The sequence below is a fragment of the Sphingomonas sp. FUKUSWIS1 genome, assembly GCF_000733135.1.
Lineage (GTDB): Bacteria > Pseudomonadota > Alphaproteobacteria > Sphingomonadales > Sphingomonadaceae > Sphingomonas > Sphingomonas aerolata.
On sequence record NZ_JPJC01000041.1, the window covers coordinates 1 to 14,833 of the forward strand.

Below are 14,833 nucleotides of genomic sequence, written 5' to 3' on the forward strand. Positions count from 1 at the left end.
GGAGATGGCCTCCAAGCCGTGGCAGCGCGCGCAATTCTGGCCATACGCGCTCTCGCCGATCTTGATCGCGGTCGCGTCGCTGCGATACGGGTTCACCTTCAGCCATGTAGTGCCAATGTCCTTCAGCGCGGTCGTGTCGACGGCTTGGGGCGTTACATTGCCATGCGCATACACATTGATGCCGATCGATCCGGCCGCGACCATTGCCGAAGCCGCGAAGACGAACCGCGATACTCTTCCAGCCATTCCAAACACCTCACCATTGCCGTCGGCCGATCTGACGCGGCATGGCAGAACCCTATGGACGGCCCACGCGCTAGTCCTATTGCACTTTGGTATCAGGGTGTTGCGCGCTCATCGGAGTTAGTGTCGGCAAATGCGAACCCTGACCCTGCTTCCCCTGCTGGCGTTGACCGCCGCCGCTCCTGCACTTGCGGAGACGATCTACGTTTCCAACGAGAAGGGAAACTCGATCACCGTCATAGACGGCGCGACGCTGAAACCGATCGCGACGTGGCCAGTTGGCCGTCGCCCGCGCGGCATCATCCTGTCGCGTGACGGTACTCAGCTCTACGTCTGCGCCAGCGACGAGAATGCCGTGCAGGTGATTGACAGCAAGACCGGCAAGCTCATCGCCGACCTGCCTTCGGGCGAGGATCCGGAGACGTTCGCGCTCTCCCCCGACGGCACGCTGCTGTTCGCCTCCAACGAGCGGGACGCCGCGGTCACCGCGATCGACGTGCCGGGGCGGAAAGTCGCGTTCCAAGTCGTGGTCGGCGTCGAGCCCGAGGGGATGGCGGTCAGTCCCGACGGCAAGACCGCGGTATCGACCGCGGAGACCGACAATTCGCTCCACTGGATCGATATCGCCAGCCACCAGCCGACCGGCGTCACCGCGGTCGAGCAACGTCCGCGTCATGCCGAATATACGCGCGACGGCAAACAGTTATGGGTTTCGGCCGAGATCGGCGGGACGGTTCAGATCGTCGACACCGCAGCTCGGACGGTAACCGACACGATCCGCTTCGCAATCCCCGGCACCAACCCCGAGAAGATCATGCCGGTCGGCATCCGGTTTACCCCCGATCACAAGACCGCGTTGGTTGCCTTGGGCCGCGGCAACGCCGTCGCGTTCATCGACGTTGCCAGCCACAAGGTGACGCGGATCGTTCCCGTCGGCCTCCGCGTCTGGCACCTCGCGATCAGCCCCGACGGCAGGCGCGCCTTCGCCGCCAATGGCCTCAGCGACACCGTGTCGGTGATCGACATCGCGACCGCCAAGGTGACCGCGACGATCCCCGCCGGCCGCGCACCCTGGGGAGTCGCGATCGCACCCTGACGTCATTCGCACGCCGGACCCAAAGTCTAATTTTCGCGACCGCCTGTATCCGCCAGCCTTTGCAACAAGGCGCAGATCACATCGCGTCGCAAAGGGAGGTTTCGATGATCGGACTAGGCAATCTGCTGGCAACGGCGGCAGGCGGGACTTTACTGTGCTGTGCGGCAACGCCCGCTTTCGCACAGGCCGATGACACGACCAGTCAGTTGCTCTTGCGCTTGAAGGAAAAGGGCATCCTCACCAATGACGAATACAACGCGCTCGTTGCCCGCAAGACCGCCGAAGTCGCACCGTCTCAGCCTACCGCCGTCGCCACCAGTGCGCCCCAGGCGCCGCAACAGGCCGCGCAGGCTCAGCTTGACGACAAGCGCTCCGTCCGCATGACCGAAGCCGGCGTCGGCATGGAGTTCGGCGGCGTGACCGTGAAATTCTCCGGATCGGTCAACGGCTTCTACGTCCACGACAATGGCGACCGCCCGATTGCCAGCAATACCGTCGTCGGCGGCCTCGCCGCCGTTGGCAAAAGCAGCTCGTCGATCCGCAACGGCCTGTTGCCCGGCATCTTCGGCATCGACGTATCGACCAACCAGGGCGGTTGGGACGTCGCCGCGCATATTGGCCTGTATCCCGGCATCAACAGCGTCTCCAATGTGGGCGGGGCCAATTCAGCCGGTACGCCGCAAGCGCTCGCCACATCGGGCATCGACGCCCGCCAGACCTACCTTACCTTCGGAAAGCCCAATTTCGGCACGATCAAGGTCGGTCGCGACATCGGCCTGTTCGGCTCGGACGCGATCCTCAACGATATTACACTGCTCGGCGTCGGCTCGACCGGCGGCAACGTCGCGCCGTCGAACACCTCGCTCGGGCGGATCGGCATCGGCTATATCTACACCGACTTCCAGCCCCAGATCACCTATTCCAGCCCCAAATTCGGTGGGCTCCAGGTAAGCGCCGGCATCTTCCAGCCGCTCCAGACGATCGGCAATTCGGAGGTCAATGGTTCGCCCGGCTTCCAAGCTAAAGTCACCTATGACTTCAAGTCGGATCAGCTCGGTGGACACTTTTGGGCTGGCGGCATCACCCAGAAGCATGACGGGGTCGATGGATCTCCCAGCTACACCGGCAGCGGCTTCGATGTCGGCGCGAAGCTGACCTATGCCGGCTTTGGTTTGCTTGGTTACTATTACAATGGCTCGGGCATCGGTACGACCGGCTTGTTCATCCTCTCCACAGACGCCGCCGGGCGCAAGCGCGACAGTAGCGGCTATTATGCCCAGGGCACGTACACGATCGGCAAGCTCACGCTCGGCGGAAGCTACGGCGCGAGCTTCCTCGATCTTGCCCGCAACGAGGTCAACCCGACGCTGCTTGACAAGAACAGCAGTTGGGTCGGTCAGGCGCGCTACGGCCTGACCAGCTGGGTCACGCTGATCGGCGAATACACGCGGACCAAGGCCGAGGCCCATAACGGCAACGATGCCAAGTCCGATACTTTGGCAGCGGGTGCGATCCTGTTCTTCTGATCCGACGCCCGGCCGCGGGACATCATCGCCCCGCGGCCTCTTCTTTCCGGGACACCTATGACCGAACAGACCATCTTCCCCGTAACCAGTGGCTGGGCCGACCACGCCCGCATCGACGGGGACGGCTACGACACGCTGTATGAAGCGGCGTCGAGCAATCCGGGCGCGTTCTGGCTGGAACAGGCGAAGCGGCTGGACTGGACGAAGGTACCCGAGATCGCAGGCGACTGGTCGTTCGCGAAAGATGATTTCCACATCAAATGGTTCGAGGACGGCGAACTGAACGTCGCCGCGAACTGTCTAGACCGGCATCTCGATACACGCGGCGATCAGGTCGCGATCATCTGGGAGCCGGACTGCCCCACCGATGCGCCTCGTCACATCACCTACCGCGAACTCCATGCCGGAGTGTGCCGCTTCGCCAACGTGCTGACCGCGCAGGGCGTTGCGAAGGGCGATCGCGTCACGATCTACCTGCCGATGATCCCCGAAGCGGCATTCGCGGTACTCGCCTGCGCGCGGCTCGGTGCGGTGCATTCGGTGGTGTTCGGCGGCTTCTCCCCCGAGGCGATTGCCGGGCGGATCGAGGATTGTGGATCGACGATCGTCGTCACCGCCGACGAAGGCTGTCGTGGCGGCAAGCGCATTCCATTGAAGGCCAATGTCGATGCCGCCGCCGAAAAGGCTCCAGGCCTCAAGCGCGTCATCGTCGTCAAGGCGACCGGCGGCGACGTGACGATGCACACCCGCGACGTCTGGTATCACGAAGCAGCCGAGGGAGTCGGCACCGACTGCCCCGCGGTGCCGGTCGCCGCCGAAGATCCGCTGTTCGTGCTCTACACCAGCGGATCGACCGGCAAGCCCAAGGGCGTGCTGCACACTAGTGGCGGCTATCTGCTCTGGGCGGCCTACACCCATGAGATGGCGTTCGATTACCAGCCCGGCGACATCTACTGGTGTGCCGCCGATATCGGTTGGGTCACCGGCCACACGTACATCCTCTACGGCCCGCTAGCCAATGGTGCGACGACCTTGATGTACGAGGGGCTTCCGAACTGGCCGAACGCCAGCCGGATCTGGGAGATCGTCGATCGCCACAAGGTCCACACACTGTTTACCGCACCGACCGTGCTGCGCGCGCTGATGAAAGAAGGCGACGATTTCGTCACGCGCACCGATCGCTCGTCGCTCAAGCTGCTCGGCAGTGTCGGCGAACCGATCAATCCCGAGGCATGGCGCTGGTATCACGATGTCGTCGGCGGCGGACGAGCGCCGATCATCGACGCGTGGTGGCAGACCGAGACCGGCGGTATCATGATCTGCCCACTGCCCGGCGCGACCGCATTGAAGCCGGGTTCGGCAACCAAGCCCCTGCCCGGCGTGACGCTGGAACTGGTCGACGAGAAGGGCAACGTGCTGGTCGGTCCGGCGGAAGGCAACCTCGTCATCACGCAGAGCTGGCCAGGCCAGATGCGGACCGTCTGGGGCGATCACGAACGCTTCTTTCAGACCTATTTCTCGACCTACCAGGGCAAGTATTTCACCGGCGATGGATGTCGCCGCGATGAGGACGGTTATTACTGGATCACCGGCCGCGTCGACGACGTGATCAACGTTAGCGGGCACCGGATGGGCACGGCCGAAGTCGAAAGCGCGCTGGTGCTGCACAAACACGTCGCCGAGGCGGCAGTGGTCGGCATGCCGCACGACGTGAAGGGCCAGGGCATCTACGCCTATGTCACACTCAACGACGGCATCGACCATAGCCACGACCTGCGCGACGAGCTGTGCCGCTGGGTACGCACCGAGATCGGCCCGATCGCAACCCCCGACAAACTCCAATTCGCTCCGGCTTTGCCCAAGACGCGCTCGGGAAAGATCATGCGCCGCATCCTGCGCAAGATCGCGGAAGGCGACACCTCGAGCCTCGGCGACACCAGCACGCTGGGCGATCCAAGCGTCGTCGATCACCTGATCGCCAACCGGGTCGGATGATCAAGCAGCTAGTCCGGCGCGATTTGGCCAAGTCGTACTTAAGGCCAATTCCCTCGCATCGACCGATCGCTAGGGTCCAGCAGGCGCATATCCGCGCACAGGAGACAGTGAATGGCCTGGAAGAAGCCCCGGATCGTCGAGATCGCCCTCGGTGCCGAAATCAACTGCTATGCGTGCGCCGAACTCGTCTGATAGCAGATGGACGTCATCGTCCTGGGGGCGGCGGCCGGCGGCGGCTTCCCCCAATGGAACTGCCATTCGCCCGCCTCCCGCCGCGCCCGCGCCGGTGACACTGCAGCACGTCCGCGGACGCAAGCCAGCATCGTGGTCAGCGGCGATGGTCAGCGCTGGCACCTTTTCAACGCCTCGCCCGACCTACGTCGCCAGCTTGAACTCACGTCGGCGCTGCATCCCACCCATGGCCGACGCTCGACCCCGATTGCTAGCGTCGTGCTCACCGGCGGCGACGTCGACGTGATTGCCGGACTGTTGACCTTGCGCGAACGCGAGCCCTTCGCACTGCATGCGACCACAGCCGTGCACGCCATCCTCACCGCCAATCCGATCTTCGACGTGCTGGCGGATGGCATCGTCGACCGTCACACGGTCATGCTCGGCCAGCCCATAGCGCTGGACGACACGCTAACCGCGACGCTCTTCGCGGTGCCGGGCAAGGTCCCGCTTTACATGGAGGATGGCGACCGCATGCAGCCGATCCTGGTCGACGACACCACGGTCGGCGCAGAGATTTCCGACGGCACGCACCGCGTCCTCTTCATTCCCGGCTGCGCGGCGATGACGGACGACCTGCGTGCGCGGATCGACGGCGCCGACCTGCTCTTCTTCGATGCGACTTTGTGGGACGACGACGAGATGATCCATGCCGGGCTCGGCGCCAAGACGGGCCGCCGTATGGGCCATATGAGCATGGCCGGTGCAGGAGGCTCGATAGCATCGCTTGCCGACCTGACGATCGGACGACGCATCGCGCTCCACATCAACAATTCCAACCCCGTGCTGCTAGACGACAGCCCCGAGCGCACCGAGGCCGAAGCCGCGAAGTGGATCATCGCCGAGGACGGTTTGCGGTTCACATTATGACCGAATTGATGGACGACGATGGCTTGGAAACAGCGCTTCGCGCGATCGGCGCCGAGCGTTATCATATCCTCCATCCGTTCCACCGCCTCCTCCACGACGGTAAGCTCACCCGCGGCCAGGTTCAGGCCTGGGCACTGAACCGTTATTACTACCAGAATCAGATCCCGGTGAAGGACGCGCATCTGCTCGCGCGCCTGCCGACTTCGGAGCTGCGCCGCGAGTGGCGCCGAAGGATCGAGGATCACGACGGCGATGGCAGCAAGCCCGGCGGTATCGAACGCTGGATCAAGCTGGCCGAGGGCGTCGGCCTGGACCGTGCGCTGGTCAAGAGTACCGACGCGATCCTGCCGACCACCCGTTTCGCGGTCGACGCCTACGTCCATTTCGTCCGCGACCGCACGTTGCTGGAGGCGGTGGCATCGTCGCTGACCGAACTCTTCTCGCCGACCATCATCGCCGAGCGCGTGTCCGGCATGCTCGCGCATTACGACTTCATAACGCCCGATACGCTGTCCTACTTCACCCCGCGCCTCACCCAGGCGCCGCAGGACAGCGACTTCGCGCTCGCCTATGTGAAGGCGCATGCCGATACGGCGGAGAAGCAGCAGGCGGTGCTGTCGGCGTTGCGCTTCAAGTGCGACGTGCTCTGGTCGCAGCTCGATGGGCTGTACCTCGCCTATGTCGCGCCCGGACTGATCCCGCCCGGCGCGTTCGTGCCGCAGGACGTACGATGACTGCAGTGCCTCGTTTCAAGCGCGGCGTGAAGTTCCGCTTCGACACCGTCCGCAACGTCTGGATCATCCTCGCGCCCGAAAAGCTGTTCATGCCCGACGACATTGCGGTGGAAATCCTGAGGCTCGTCGACGGAGCGCGCACGACCGACCATATCGTCGACGACCTTGCCCGCCGGTTCGATGCCCCGCGCGAGACGATCGCGGACGACGTCGTGGCGGCCCTCGACGACCTTTCCCTCCGCGGAGCGATACAGCTATGACCCCACCCCCGATGGGACTCATCATTGAACTCACCCACCGCTGCCCCCTCCAATGCGCCTATTGCTCGAATCCGCTGAAGCTCGATCCGCCGTCCAGCGAACTGGCGACCGACGAATGGCTCCGCGTGCTCGACGAGGCGGCCGCGCTCGGCGTGCTGCAGGTTCATTTCTCGGGTGGCGAACCGATGGCGCGGCGCGATCTGGAACAGCTCGTAGCCCATGCGAACGCCGCTGGGCTTTATACCAACATCATCACCTCCGGGGTGCTGCTCGACGCCGAGCGGATGCGCGCGCTGATCACGGCGGGGGTGGATCATGTACAGCTGAGCTTCCAGGACAGCGAGGCGCTGCGCGCGGACGTCGCGGGCGGTTATCGTGGCGGCCATGCGAAGAAACTGCTCGCCGCTGCGCTGATCCGCAACTCTGGCCTGCCTCTGACGAGCAACTTCGTCGTTCACCGCCAGAATATCGATCGGGTCGAGGAGATGATCGCGCTTGGCGAAGCGCTCGGTTCCGAACGCATGGAGATCGCTCACGTCCAGTATTACGGGTGGGCGCTGCGCAATCGCAACGCGCTGCTGCCGACGATCGACCAGCTTGAGAGCACCACCGCGATCGTCGAGGCTGCGCGCGCTCGACTGCACGGCCGGATCGCGATCGATTACGTCGTCCCCGATTATTATGCGGCGCGGCCCAAGGCCTGTATGGGCGGCTGGGGCCAGCGTTTCATCAACATCTCGCCCTCCGGCAAGGCACTGCCCTGCCATGCCGCCGAGACGATCCCCGACATGGAATTCCCCTCGGTCCGCGAATGGTCGCTCTTCGATCTTTGGCATGACGCCGAAGCATTTGCGCGGTTCCGCGGCACCGACTGGATGCCGGCACCATGCCAAGGCTGCGACCGCCGCGAGATCGATTGGGGCGGATGTCGCTGCCAGGCGCTAGCACTTGCCGGCAACGCCGCCGCGACCGATCCCGCCTGCACGCGCGCGCCGATGCACCACGTGATGGCAACCGCGATCTCAGAGGCTGGCGAAACCGACTTCACCATTCCTCGCCGACTGGCCCGCGCGCCCGCCTAATCGGCGGCGTAGCGGTCCGTCGCGCGGATCAATTGGTTGAGGATACCCGGCTCGTTCCAGGCATGACCGGCGCCCTCCACCAGATGAAAGTCCGCTTCGGGCCAGGCGTGATGCAGATCGTACGCGGTGCGTGCCGGGCAGACCATGTCGTAACGGCCCTGGACGATCGTGCCGGGAATGCCCGCGAGCATGCCCGCATTGCGGATCAACTGTCCCTCGTCGAGCCAGCCGTTATTGACGAAATAATGGTTCTCGATCCGTGCGAACGCCAGCGCGAAATGCGCGTCCTCGAACCCCGCGCTGGTCGCCGGATCGGGCAGCAAGGTGATCGTCTCGCCCTCCCACAACGCCCAGGCCTTGGCCGCCTCGATCTGTGCCGCGGGATCGTAGCCGGTCAGACGCTTGCGGTACGCGCCGCGCATGTCGTCACGCTCAGTAATCGGGATCGGCGCCTCGAATGCTGCCCATTTGTCGGGGAACACCTCCGACGCGCCAAACTGATAATACCAGTCGAGCTCCGACGTCCGCAAGGTGAAGATGCCGCGCAGGACCAGCTCGCTGACTCGTTCGGGATGCGTCTGTGCATAAGCTAGCGCCAGCGTCGATCCCCAGGATCCACCGAACACTAGCCAGCGTTCGACACCGATCATCGTGCGCAGTTGCTCCATGTCAGCGACCAGATCCCAGGTGGTGTTCGCGTCGAGCCCGGCATGCGGCGTCGACCGCCCACATCCTCGCTGATCGAACAGCAGCACATCGTATCTCGCAGGATCGAACAGCTGGCGATGTTTTGCCGAGATGCCCCCGCCTGGCCCGCCATGGAGGAACACTGCGGGCTTGCCCCCAGGCGTGCCGCAGCGCTCGAAATACACCGAATGCCCGTCACCGACGTCGAGCATGCCGGAATGATAGGGCTCGATCGTTTCGTATAGCGTGTGCAAATCCAAGTCCTCTTACAGTTCACCGACGCTATCAGCCTGGGTCTAGGTTTGCCTGCTCGGTATTTTAAGGCGTACTCATGGTTATCACTACCCACGGGGATTTAACGCCCTTGTCCCGCTGCATCAACGATAGTCAGGTTACGGCACATCGTCACCCGTAACAGGCCGAGCTGCTAAACGGGCGACCAGCGGCTTACCCCGTGACAGATCAAGTGAACTAACGAATGCTTGATGCAACTGCACGCCGAAAGCGGCCCGTCCGGTCTACCAGAACCCGGCCAATTAGGCTCCTGCCCTATCAAATGAACGAACGGCTGCTTACAGCGACCGCTGCCCGAAAGCGGCCGGGCCGCTTTCCACCAGTTTTACCGCAAATGCGGGCAGTCCGCATGCACCGCGATGGCGCCGTTCGCTCTTTGAAGCTGTGCGTTCCTGCAGCTTTGGGATCTGCTGCCAGAACGCGGTGCGGTTCTCCGTCAAAGAAGCTTCTTCCGCCTGCAGATAGCAGGCATTTTTGGCCGATTTATCTCAGCCAACCGGCCGTAAATGCCCCTGCCGCCCCCGCGACGTTTATGATAAAAGGCGGCATGCTCAAGACAAGAATGAAGCGGGTCGCCGATCGCGGCGATCACGCCGTGCGGCGCCTTGCCGAGATCGAAGCCTCGATCGCGGACCTTTCCAACGAGGATCTGCTCGATTTGGCTGACATCTTTAAAGCCGAGCCCCGCTCACCAATCGGGGATATGGCATTCGTTGAAATGGCGCGGCGGAATATCAGTCTTTAGAGACCGGTCAGGAATGAATTAGCAGGATCATGGGACTACCAAGGAGCATCGGCTGCCCCAAGGATCGCCCGCAATTTTGCATGATCATCAACGGAGCGACGACATAGCGATGATAGCGATTGGTACGCGGATCAACGAGATAGGCACGTTGGTCCGCGATGGCGGAGCCTTCTATCTTCGCCGCGATGTCGGTGGCCGCTACGAGCTGGAATTGCATCGTACCCCCGTAGATCTGGTAGAAAAGCGCGTCCGGCTCATCGGCACACTGGTTGGCCGAAATCTGGTGAACGCTGACGGCGTTGCGCCAGCTTAGTTGGCTGGACATTCCCGTTCAGTCGTCAGCCACTGGCCGCGATTCTGATTCAACCTGACTCATTGGCGTTGCGCACAAACCACGAACGGGCATCATCCATGCCATGGAACAGCGGATCATTCATGCCTGCGGTCATGAGCAGGCTCATCATCTTACCGGCTTTGAAAGCCAGCAGGAACGTAAGGCCAAGTGGCTGAAGACGACTACCTGTCGAGACTGCTTCGTTGCGAAAAAGCGGGCTGAGGAGGTCGCTGCGGCAGCGTTGAGCAGCGCCGCTGTCTCACACCTTGTTCTTCCGCCGCTAGCGGGGACCGATCGGCAAATCGGATGGGCGTCGACGATCAGGACCAAGCGGCTCGCAGCGCTAACCAACTCAAACAGCGACGCCGACTGTAGCGCATGCCTTCGGGTCACTGACGCCAAATGGTGGATCGATCACCGCGATCTGACGGACGTCGATCTGATGGCAGCAGTTACGAAGGCATCGGACATCCAGGACGTCAGGGCAGTGACGGCGTCGATAACCGACATGCCTCGGACGGCATGATCACCTAGCTGACGCCGTCGCACGACCAGCCTTGCAGAAACGGTGTCATTGATAGCACGAACTTTAACGGGATACCGCGCGCTCCCCCCCCTGCCCGAGATCCAAGCCGGTGCGAAACGTCCGTCTTCATCACAGTGCTTTTAGGGTATGCTCTAAGTGCACTAGTGGCAGGTGGGTCTGTTTTCCGTGAGAACACGACGTATACATTTCTGGTCGATTTAGTCGCTTGGTCCGCCTGAAGTCCGAACCAAGGAGGACCATACGGAACCTAATCAAACGGCACCGTTGAACCTCCGTGCCGGTAACAAGGAACGTCTCCGTCTCTGCCTTGAGCGCATCCTCGAGACGGAGTCCGGGCGAGAAAGCTTTCCGTGCTGAATCCGGATCTAAACGGCTACGATTGGGGACTTTCCAGCCAGTCAGCTATTAGGAACTTCGAAGCGGATAGCTGCCGCTCCATGATACCTATAGCTGTCCTGAAAACGATCATAATTTGGGACTGAGCTTATTTACTCAAACTTGTCTAAAAAGACGAGAGAGCCCTAAAATACCGATAAAAGGTGGCTTATCCGCCAAGCATTTCGGTGATCTTAGCCCCTAGCGCGTCCAGGGCGAAGGGCTTGGTTATCATGTCCATGTTGGTGCCGAGGAAACCGGCCCGAATGGCGGCATTCTCGGCATAGCCGGTCACAAAAAGCACCGGCAGTTCGGGCCGATGCGTCCGTGCAATCTCGGCCAGCTGCCGACCGTTCATACCCGGCAGACCGACATCCGACACCAAGAGATCGATCGTTTGGTCTGACGCCAGCACCGGGATTGCCTCGTCAGCATCTTTGGCAAGGATCGTGCGATAGGCCAGTTCGCTCAGCACCTCGTGGATGAGTACGCGGACCGAGTCATCGTCCTCGACCAGTAGAACCGTCTGGCCGTCACCCTCCTGAAGCTGCGGGGCAACAGATGAATCGCTGCCTTCCGGCGCTTCGCCGGCCGGCAAGTAGAGCTTGACCGAAGTTCCTTCACCGGGGCGGCTATGGATGCGAACCTGCCCACCCGATTGCCGGGCAAAACCGTAGACCATCGACAGACCGAGGCCGGTCCCCTGGCCGATCGGCTTGGTGGTGAAGAACGGATCGAACACTTTGGCAACGAGGTCAGGTGACATGCCCACGCCGGTGTCGGAGACGGCAACCATGACGTATCGCCCGGCCGCAATGTCAGGCTTGGCGGTTGCATAGGCCTCATCGAGCTCGACGAGCGATGTTTCAATCGTGAGCTGTCCGCCATCGGGCATTGCGTCGCGCGCGTTGATGACGAGGTTCAGGATCGCGTTCTCGAGCTGGTTGGCGTCGGTGACGGCAAAACCGACCTGCTCGTTGGAAACGATGGCGAGAGCGATGTTTTCGCGGATCGTTCGGCGAAGCAGATCCTCCAGCGACTGCGTGAGTGCATTCACATCGACCGGACGGGTATCGAGCGACTGCCGGCGTGAGAAGGCGAGCAGTCGCTGGGTCAGCGCTGCGGCACGCTGTGCCGACGCCGACGCCGCATCCATGAACCGGTCGAGGTCGTCAAGCCGACCGGACGCGATCCGGCGTTTGATGATGTCGAGACCGCCGATGACACCGGTCAACATGTTGTTGAAGTCGTGAGCGATCCCACCGGTGAGCTGTCCCACCGCCTCCATCTTCTGGCTCTGTCGCAGCGCATCCTCGGCCCGCGCGCGCGTTGCCATTTCCGCTTCAAGTTCGGCGGTGCGTTCGGCGACCTTCTCTTCCAGCGTCCGGTTGAGCCGATCGAGCGAGTCCTCGGCGTCCTTGCGCGCCGTTATGTCGATGATCGTGCCGATGAAACGGATCGCCTGGCCGTCAGCAAAGAAGCTGCCACCACGCGCAGCAACCCATCGCGTAACGCCATCGGTCATTCCGATTGTGCGGTATTCGATGTCATAGCCACCATCGCCGGCGGGATCGACAGCGCCGTTTAAGGCGGCCTCGACATTCGCCCGATCGCTATCGTGGACATGAGCGAGGAACAGCGCATTATCGACAATTGTGTCTGCCGGCATGCCGAACAGCGCCTTGCAGCGGGCATCCCACCGGATCGTTCCGTCACGCGGATCGTGGTCCCAGGTCCCCACATCGGCCGCATCGGTCGCCAGGCGCAGCCGGCTCTCGCTCTCGGCAAGTTCAGCCTGCCGATCGCGCATGTCGAACTGCTTCTGACGCGACCGCATGGCGGAGGCGACAGCGCTGACCAGCGACGCCTTTCCCAGCGGCCGTTCCAACACGATGCTGTTATCGGGCCGACCAGCCGGCATTGGTCTCGGACGCGCAGCTTGATTGGTACGCTGTGCAGCGAGCAGGATAGTCGGAATGTCAGACCAGGCCGGCTGTTTTTGAAACGCCTCGCGCAGGCTCACATCGCCCTGCTTCAACGCCTCTTCGGTGAGGAGGAGAACCCCGATACGCCAGTCGAGATGTGCTGCAACAGCGCCCAAATTAGGACAGATCGCGACATCATAGCCATCGGCGTCGAGTAGCGCCTTGATGCTTGGCGCGTCCCGGCCAAATGGTGCGCAGACGAGGACGCGGTGACCTTCCGACGCCGTCTTATGATCCACCGAAGCGATCTTCCATCAAAGGTGTCTGAGCGCCGAGATATTCCGGCGTGCCGGTGAGTACGCCCTTGAACGCGGACAGCGCTTCACCGACGCGCACGCCCTGCTGGTCGATGCGCAATTCGCGAATGGTATCCTCGTGCATGCCACCACGGTTCTTGATGACCGATATCGCCTTGCGGATGCGACCTTCGGCTTCGAAAAAGCGCAGTAGCAGCACCGTGTCAGCGACGTAGGATATGTTGAGGTTGGTTGCCATCGTGCCCACCAACCCATGCTGCGGGTTGATGAGGAAGGTGACGACACCCCTCTGGCTCAAAAACGACAGCATCTCATGCATCTGCAAAATGAGCTGCTGCTCCTGCGGCATCGCAGCCATATACCCGTTGAGGCTGTCGATGACGATCATGTTGGCGCCGCGATCCTCGACCTCGCTCACCACGCGCGAGGCAAACTCACCCGGTGACAGTTCGGCCGGGTCGATCTGCTCGATGACGAGGCATCCGTTGTCGACATGATCCTGCAAGCCGAGGTTGAAGGCGCGTGCCCGCGCCATCAGCGTGCCCACCCGCTCATCGAACTCGTAGATCGTGCACTTCTCGCCACGTCGACACGCGGCATCGATATATTGCAGCGAGATCGTCGTCTTGCCGGAACCCGCCGGTCCCGTCACCAGGACGCTGGTGCCGCGCATAGGGCCACCGCCGAGCAGATTGTCGAGCTCCACCACACCGCTCGGCGTCACCTCGCCGCTGAACTCGGCATGATGGGTTGCCGCAATCAGGCGCGGGTAGATGTCGAGGCCACCCTTGCGGATCGTCATATCATGATAACCGGCGATGAAATCGACGCCGCGCAGCTTTTGTACCTGGAGCCTTCGCCGAGCCGCGCCGAAGTCCAGGGTCAGCCGCTCCAACGTGATGACACCGTGAGCAAGACTATGAAGGTGATTGTCGTGGCCCGTTGCACTACCGGTCATGTCATCGACGAGGATCACCGTAGCATCACGGCCGGCGAAAAATTGCTTCAGCGCCAGCACCTGACGGCGATAACGCAGCGGATCCTGCGCCAGCAGGCGCATTTCTGACAGGCTGTCGAACACCACCCGCCGCGGCTGCACCCGCTCGACTTCGGTCTGGATAAGCTGGACTGTCTCGCTTAGCTCCATCTCCCAGGGGTGGAGAACCGACTGTTCGCTCCCACCGCCTAGAATGTCCGAGGCAGCGCTGAACTCAAACACATCGAAATCGTCGATGCTCCAGCCGTGCGAGGACGCGACCACGGCCAGCTCTTCGCGGGTTTCCGAGAGGGTAATGTACAGGGCCTTTTCGCCCTGCCGCACGCCTTCGCGCAGGAACTGGAGCGCCAGCGTCGTCTTGCCCGACCCCGGCGTGCCTTCCAGCAGGTAAAGACGGTTGGCCGGCAGCCCCCCGGTCAGGATCGTATCGAGACCGGCATTGCCGGTCGAAATTGTTGGTGCCTGGCTCATATCTTGACCGTTGTTCGCGCTATGTCCAGTTCTTAGCCGCTTCTCGCGTGCAGAGAAAGCTCTCCTCAACAGTCCGCAACGGTGCAAACCTTTCGTAAGCTATT

General features: G+C 62.4%; 13 protein-coding genes and 1 pseudogene. 9 read left to right on the forward strand and 5 right to left on the reverse strand.

Annotation, left to right across the window (positions count from 1 at the left end):
- A pseudogene (locus tag sphsw_RS03495) lies at positions 1 to 246 on the reverse strand (cytochrome c-550 PedF); the annotation flags it as partial.
- Between the two features lie 130 nt (positions 247 to 376).
- Here sphsw_RS03495 and sphsw_RS03500 point away from each other — a divergent pair.
- The 8 genes from sphsw_RS03500 to pqqE all read left to right on the forward strand — a co-directional run bounded on the left by sphsw_RS03500 (position 377) and on the right by pqqE (position 8,037).
- Positions 377 to 1,339: a PQQ-dependent catabolism-associated beta-propeller protein gene (locus sphsw_RS03500; protein ID WP_031439389.1), complete on the forward strand. Its 963-nt coding sequence runs from the start codon at positions 377 to 379 to the stop codon at positions 1,337 to 1,339.
- Between the two features lie 104 nt (positions 1,340 to 1,443).
- Complete coding sequence (locus sphsw_RS03505; RefSeq protein WP_031439390.1) at positions 1,444 to 2,865, forward strand: porin; 1,422 nt, start codon at positions 1,444 to 1,446, stop codon at positions 2,863 to 2,865.
- A gap of 57 nt (positions 2,866 to 2,922) precedes the next feature.
- A complete protein-coding gene (gene acs / locus sphsw_RS03510; protein ID WP_031439391.1) occupies positions 2,923 to 4,860 on the forward strand; it encodes an acetate--CoA ligase in 1,938 nt (645 codons plus the stop codon).
- 111 nt (positions 4,861 to 4,971) lie between these two features.
- The gene (pqqA, locus tag sphsw_RS03515) at positions 4,972 to 5,052 is read left to right on the forward strand and encodes a pyrroloquinoline quinone precursor peptide PqqA (protein ID WP_042466497.1); all 81 of its coding nucleotides are present in this window, start codon (positions 4,972 to 4,974) and stop codon (positions 5,050 to 5,052) included.
- Between the two features lie 6 nt (positions 5,053 to 5,058).
- Positions 5,059 to 5,961, forward strand: a complete 903-nt coding sequence (pqqB, locus tag sphsw_RS03520) for a pyrroloquinoline quinone biosynthesis protein PqqB (protein WP_031439392.1) — start codon at positions 5,059 to 5,061, stop codon at positions 5,959 to 5,961.
- A 23-nt stretch (positions 5,962 to 5,984) separates the two neighbouring features.
- Positions 5,985 to 6,695 carry a pyrroloquinoline-quinone synthase PqqC gene (gene pqqC / locus sphsw_RS03525; RefSeq protein ID WP_235188273.1) on the forward strand — a complete coding sequence of 237 codons (711 nt, stop codon included), beginning with the start codon at positions 5,985 to 5,987 and terminating at the stop codon, positions 6,693 to 6,695.
- Positions 6,692 to 6,955: a pyrroloquinoline quinone biosynthesis peptide chaperone PqqD gene (gene pqqD, locus sphsw_RS03530; protein WP_031439394.1), complete on the forward strand. Its 264-nt coding sequence runs from the start codon at positions 6,692 to 6,694 to the stop codon at positions 6,953 to 6,955. Before pqqC ends, pqqD begins: the two co-directional genes overlap by 4 nt.
- Positions 6,952 to 8,037 (forward strand): pyrroloquinoline quinone biosynthesis protein PqqE, encoded by a 1,086-nt coding sequence (pqqE, locus tag sphsw_RS03535; RefSeq protein WP_081874103.1) that lies wholly within the window; start codon positions 6,952 to 6,954, stop codon positions 8,035 to 8,037. The genes pqqD and pqqE overlap by 4 nt, the downstream gene beginning before the upstream one ends.
- Here the strand turns inward: pqqE and pip are convergent.
- Entirely contained in the window at positions 8,034 to 8,978 is a 945-nt protein-coding gene (gene pip / locus sphsw_RS03540) for a prolyl aminopeptidase (protein ID WP_197975369.1), read from the reverse strand. The genes pqqE and pip overlap by 4 nt on opposite strands.
- A 602-nt stretch (positions 8,979 to 9,580) precedes the next feature.
- Here pip and sphsw_RS03545 point away from each other — a divergent pair.
- Complete coding sequence (locus sphsw_RS03545; protein WP_235188274.1) at positions 9,581 to 9,763, forward strand: hypothetical protein; 183 nt, start codon at positions 9,581 to 9,583, stop codon at positions 9,761 to 9,763.
- A 7-nt stretch (positions 9,764 to 9,770) separates the two neighbouring features.
- On the opposite strand, the gene sphsw_RS20855 is transcribed toward sphsw_RS03545, so the two are convergent.
- From sphsw_RS20855 to sphsw_RS03565, 3 genes are all read right to left on the reverse strand, one after another.
- Positions 9,771 to 10,088, reverse strand: a complete 318-nt coding sequence (locus tag sphsw_RS20855; RefSeq protein WP_031439398.1) for a hypothetical protein — start codon at positions 10,086 to 10,088, stop codon at positions 9,771 to 9,773.
- A 1,100-nt stretch (positions 10,089 to 11,188) separates the two neighbouring features.
- On the reverse strand, positions 11,189 to 13,243 hold the full coding sequence (locus tag sphsw_RS03560) for a PAS domain-containing sensor histidine kinase (protein ID WP_031439400.1): 2,055 nt from the start codon (positions 13,241 to 13,243) through the stop codon (positions 11,189 to 11,191).
- Positions 13,233 to 14,729 carry an ATPase domain-containing protein gene (locus tag sphsw_RS03565; RefSeq protein ID WP_031439401.1) on the reverse strand — a complete coding sequence of 499 codons (1,497 nt, stop codon included), beginning with the start codon at positions 14,727 to 14,729 and terminating at the stop codon, positions 13,233 to 13,235. The genes sphsw_RS03560 and sphsw_RS03565 overlap by 11 nt, the downstream gene beginning before the upstream one ends.
- Positions 14,730 to 14,833 lie beyond the last annotated feature (104 nt).

Bases quoted from the DNA above. Each gene is read 5' to 3' on its own strand.
- pqqD (WP_031439394.1), top strand. From the start codon at position 6,692: ATGACTGCAGTGCCTCGTTTCAAGCGCGGCGTGAAGTTCCGCTTCGAC.
- sphsw_RS03505 (WP_031439390.1), top strand. From the start codon at position 1,444: ATGATCGGACTAGGCAATCTGCTGGCAACGGCGGCAGGCGGGACTTTA.
- sphsw_RS20855 (WP_031439398.1), bottom strand. From the start codon at position 10,088: ATGTCCAGCCAACTAAGCTGGCGCAACGCCGTCAGCGTTCACCAGATT.
- sphsw_RS03545 (WP_235188274.1), top strand. From the start codon at position 9,581: ATGAAGCGGGTCGCCGATCGCGGCGATCACGCCGTGCGGCGCCTTGCC.
- acs (WP_031439391.1), top strand. From the start codon at position 2,923: ATGACCGAACAGACCATCTTCCCCGTAACCAGTGGCTGGGCCGACCAC.
- pqqE (WP_081874103.1), top strand. From the start codon at position 6,952: ATGACCCCACCCCCGATGGGACTCATCATTGAACTCACCCACCGCTGC.
- pqqB (WP_031439392.1), top strand. From the start codon at position 5,059: ATGGACGTCATCGTCCTGGGGGCGGCGGCCGGCGGCGGCTTCCCCCAA.
- sphsw_RS03500 (WP_031439389.1), top strand. From the start codon at position 377: ATGCGAACCCTGACCCTGCTTCCCCTGCTGGCGTTGACCGCCGCCGCT.
- sphsw_RS03565 (WP_031439401.1), bottom strand. From the start codon at position 14,729: ATGAGCCAGGCACCAACAATTTCGACCGGCAATGCCGGTCTCGATACG.
- pqqA (WP_042466497.1), top strand. From the start codon at position 4,972: ATGGCCTGGAAGAAGCCCCGGATCGTCGAGATCGCCCTCGGTGCCGAA.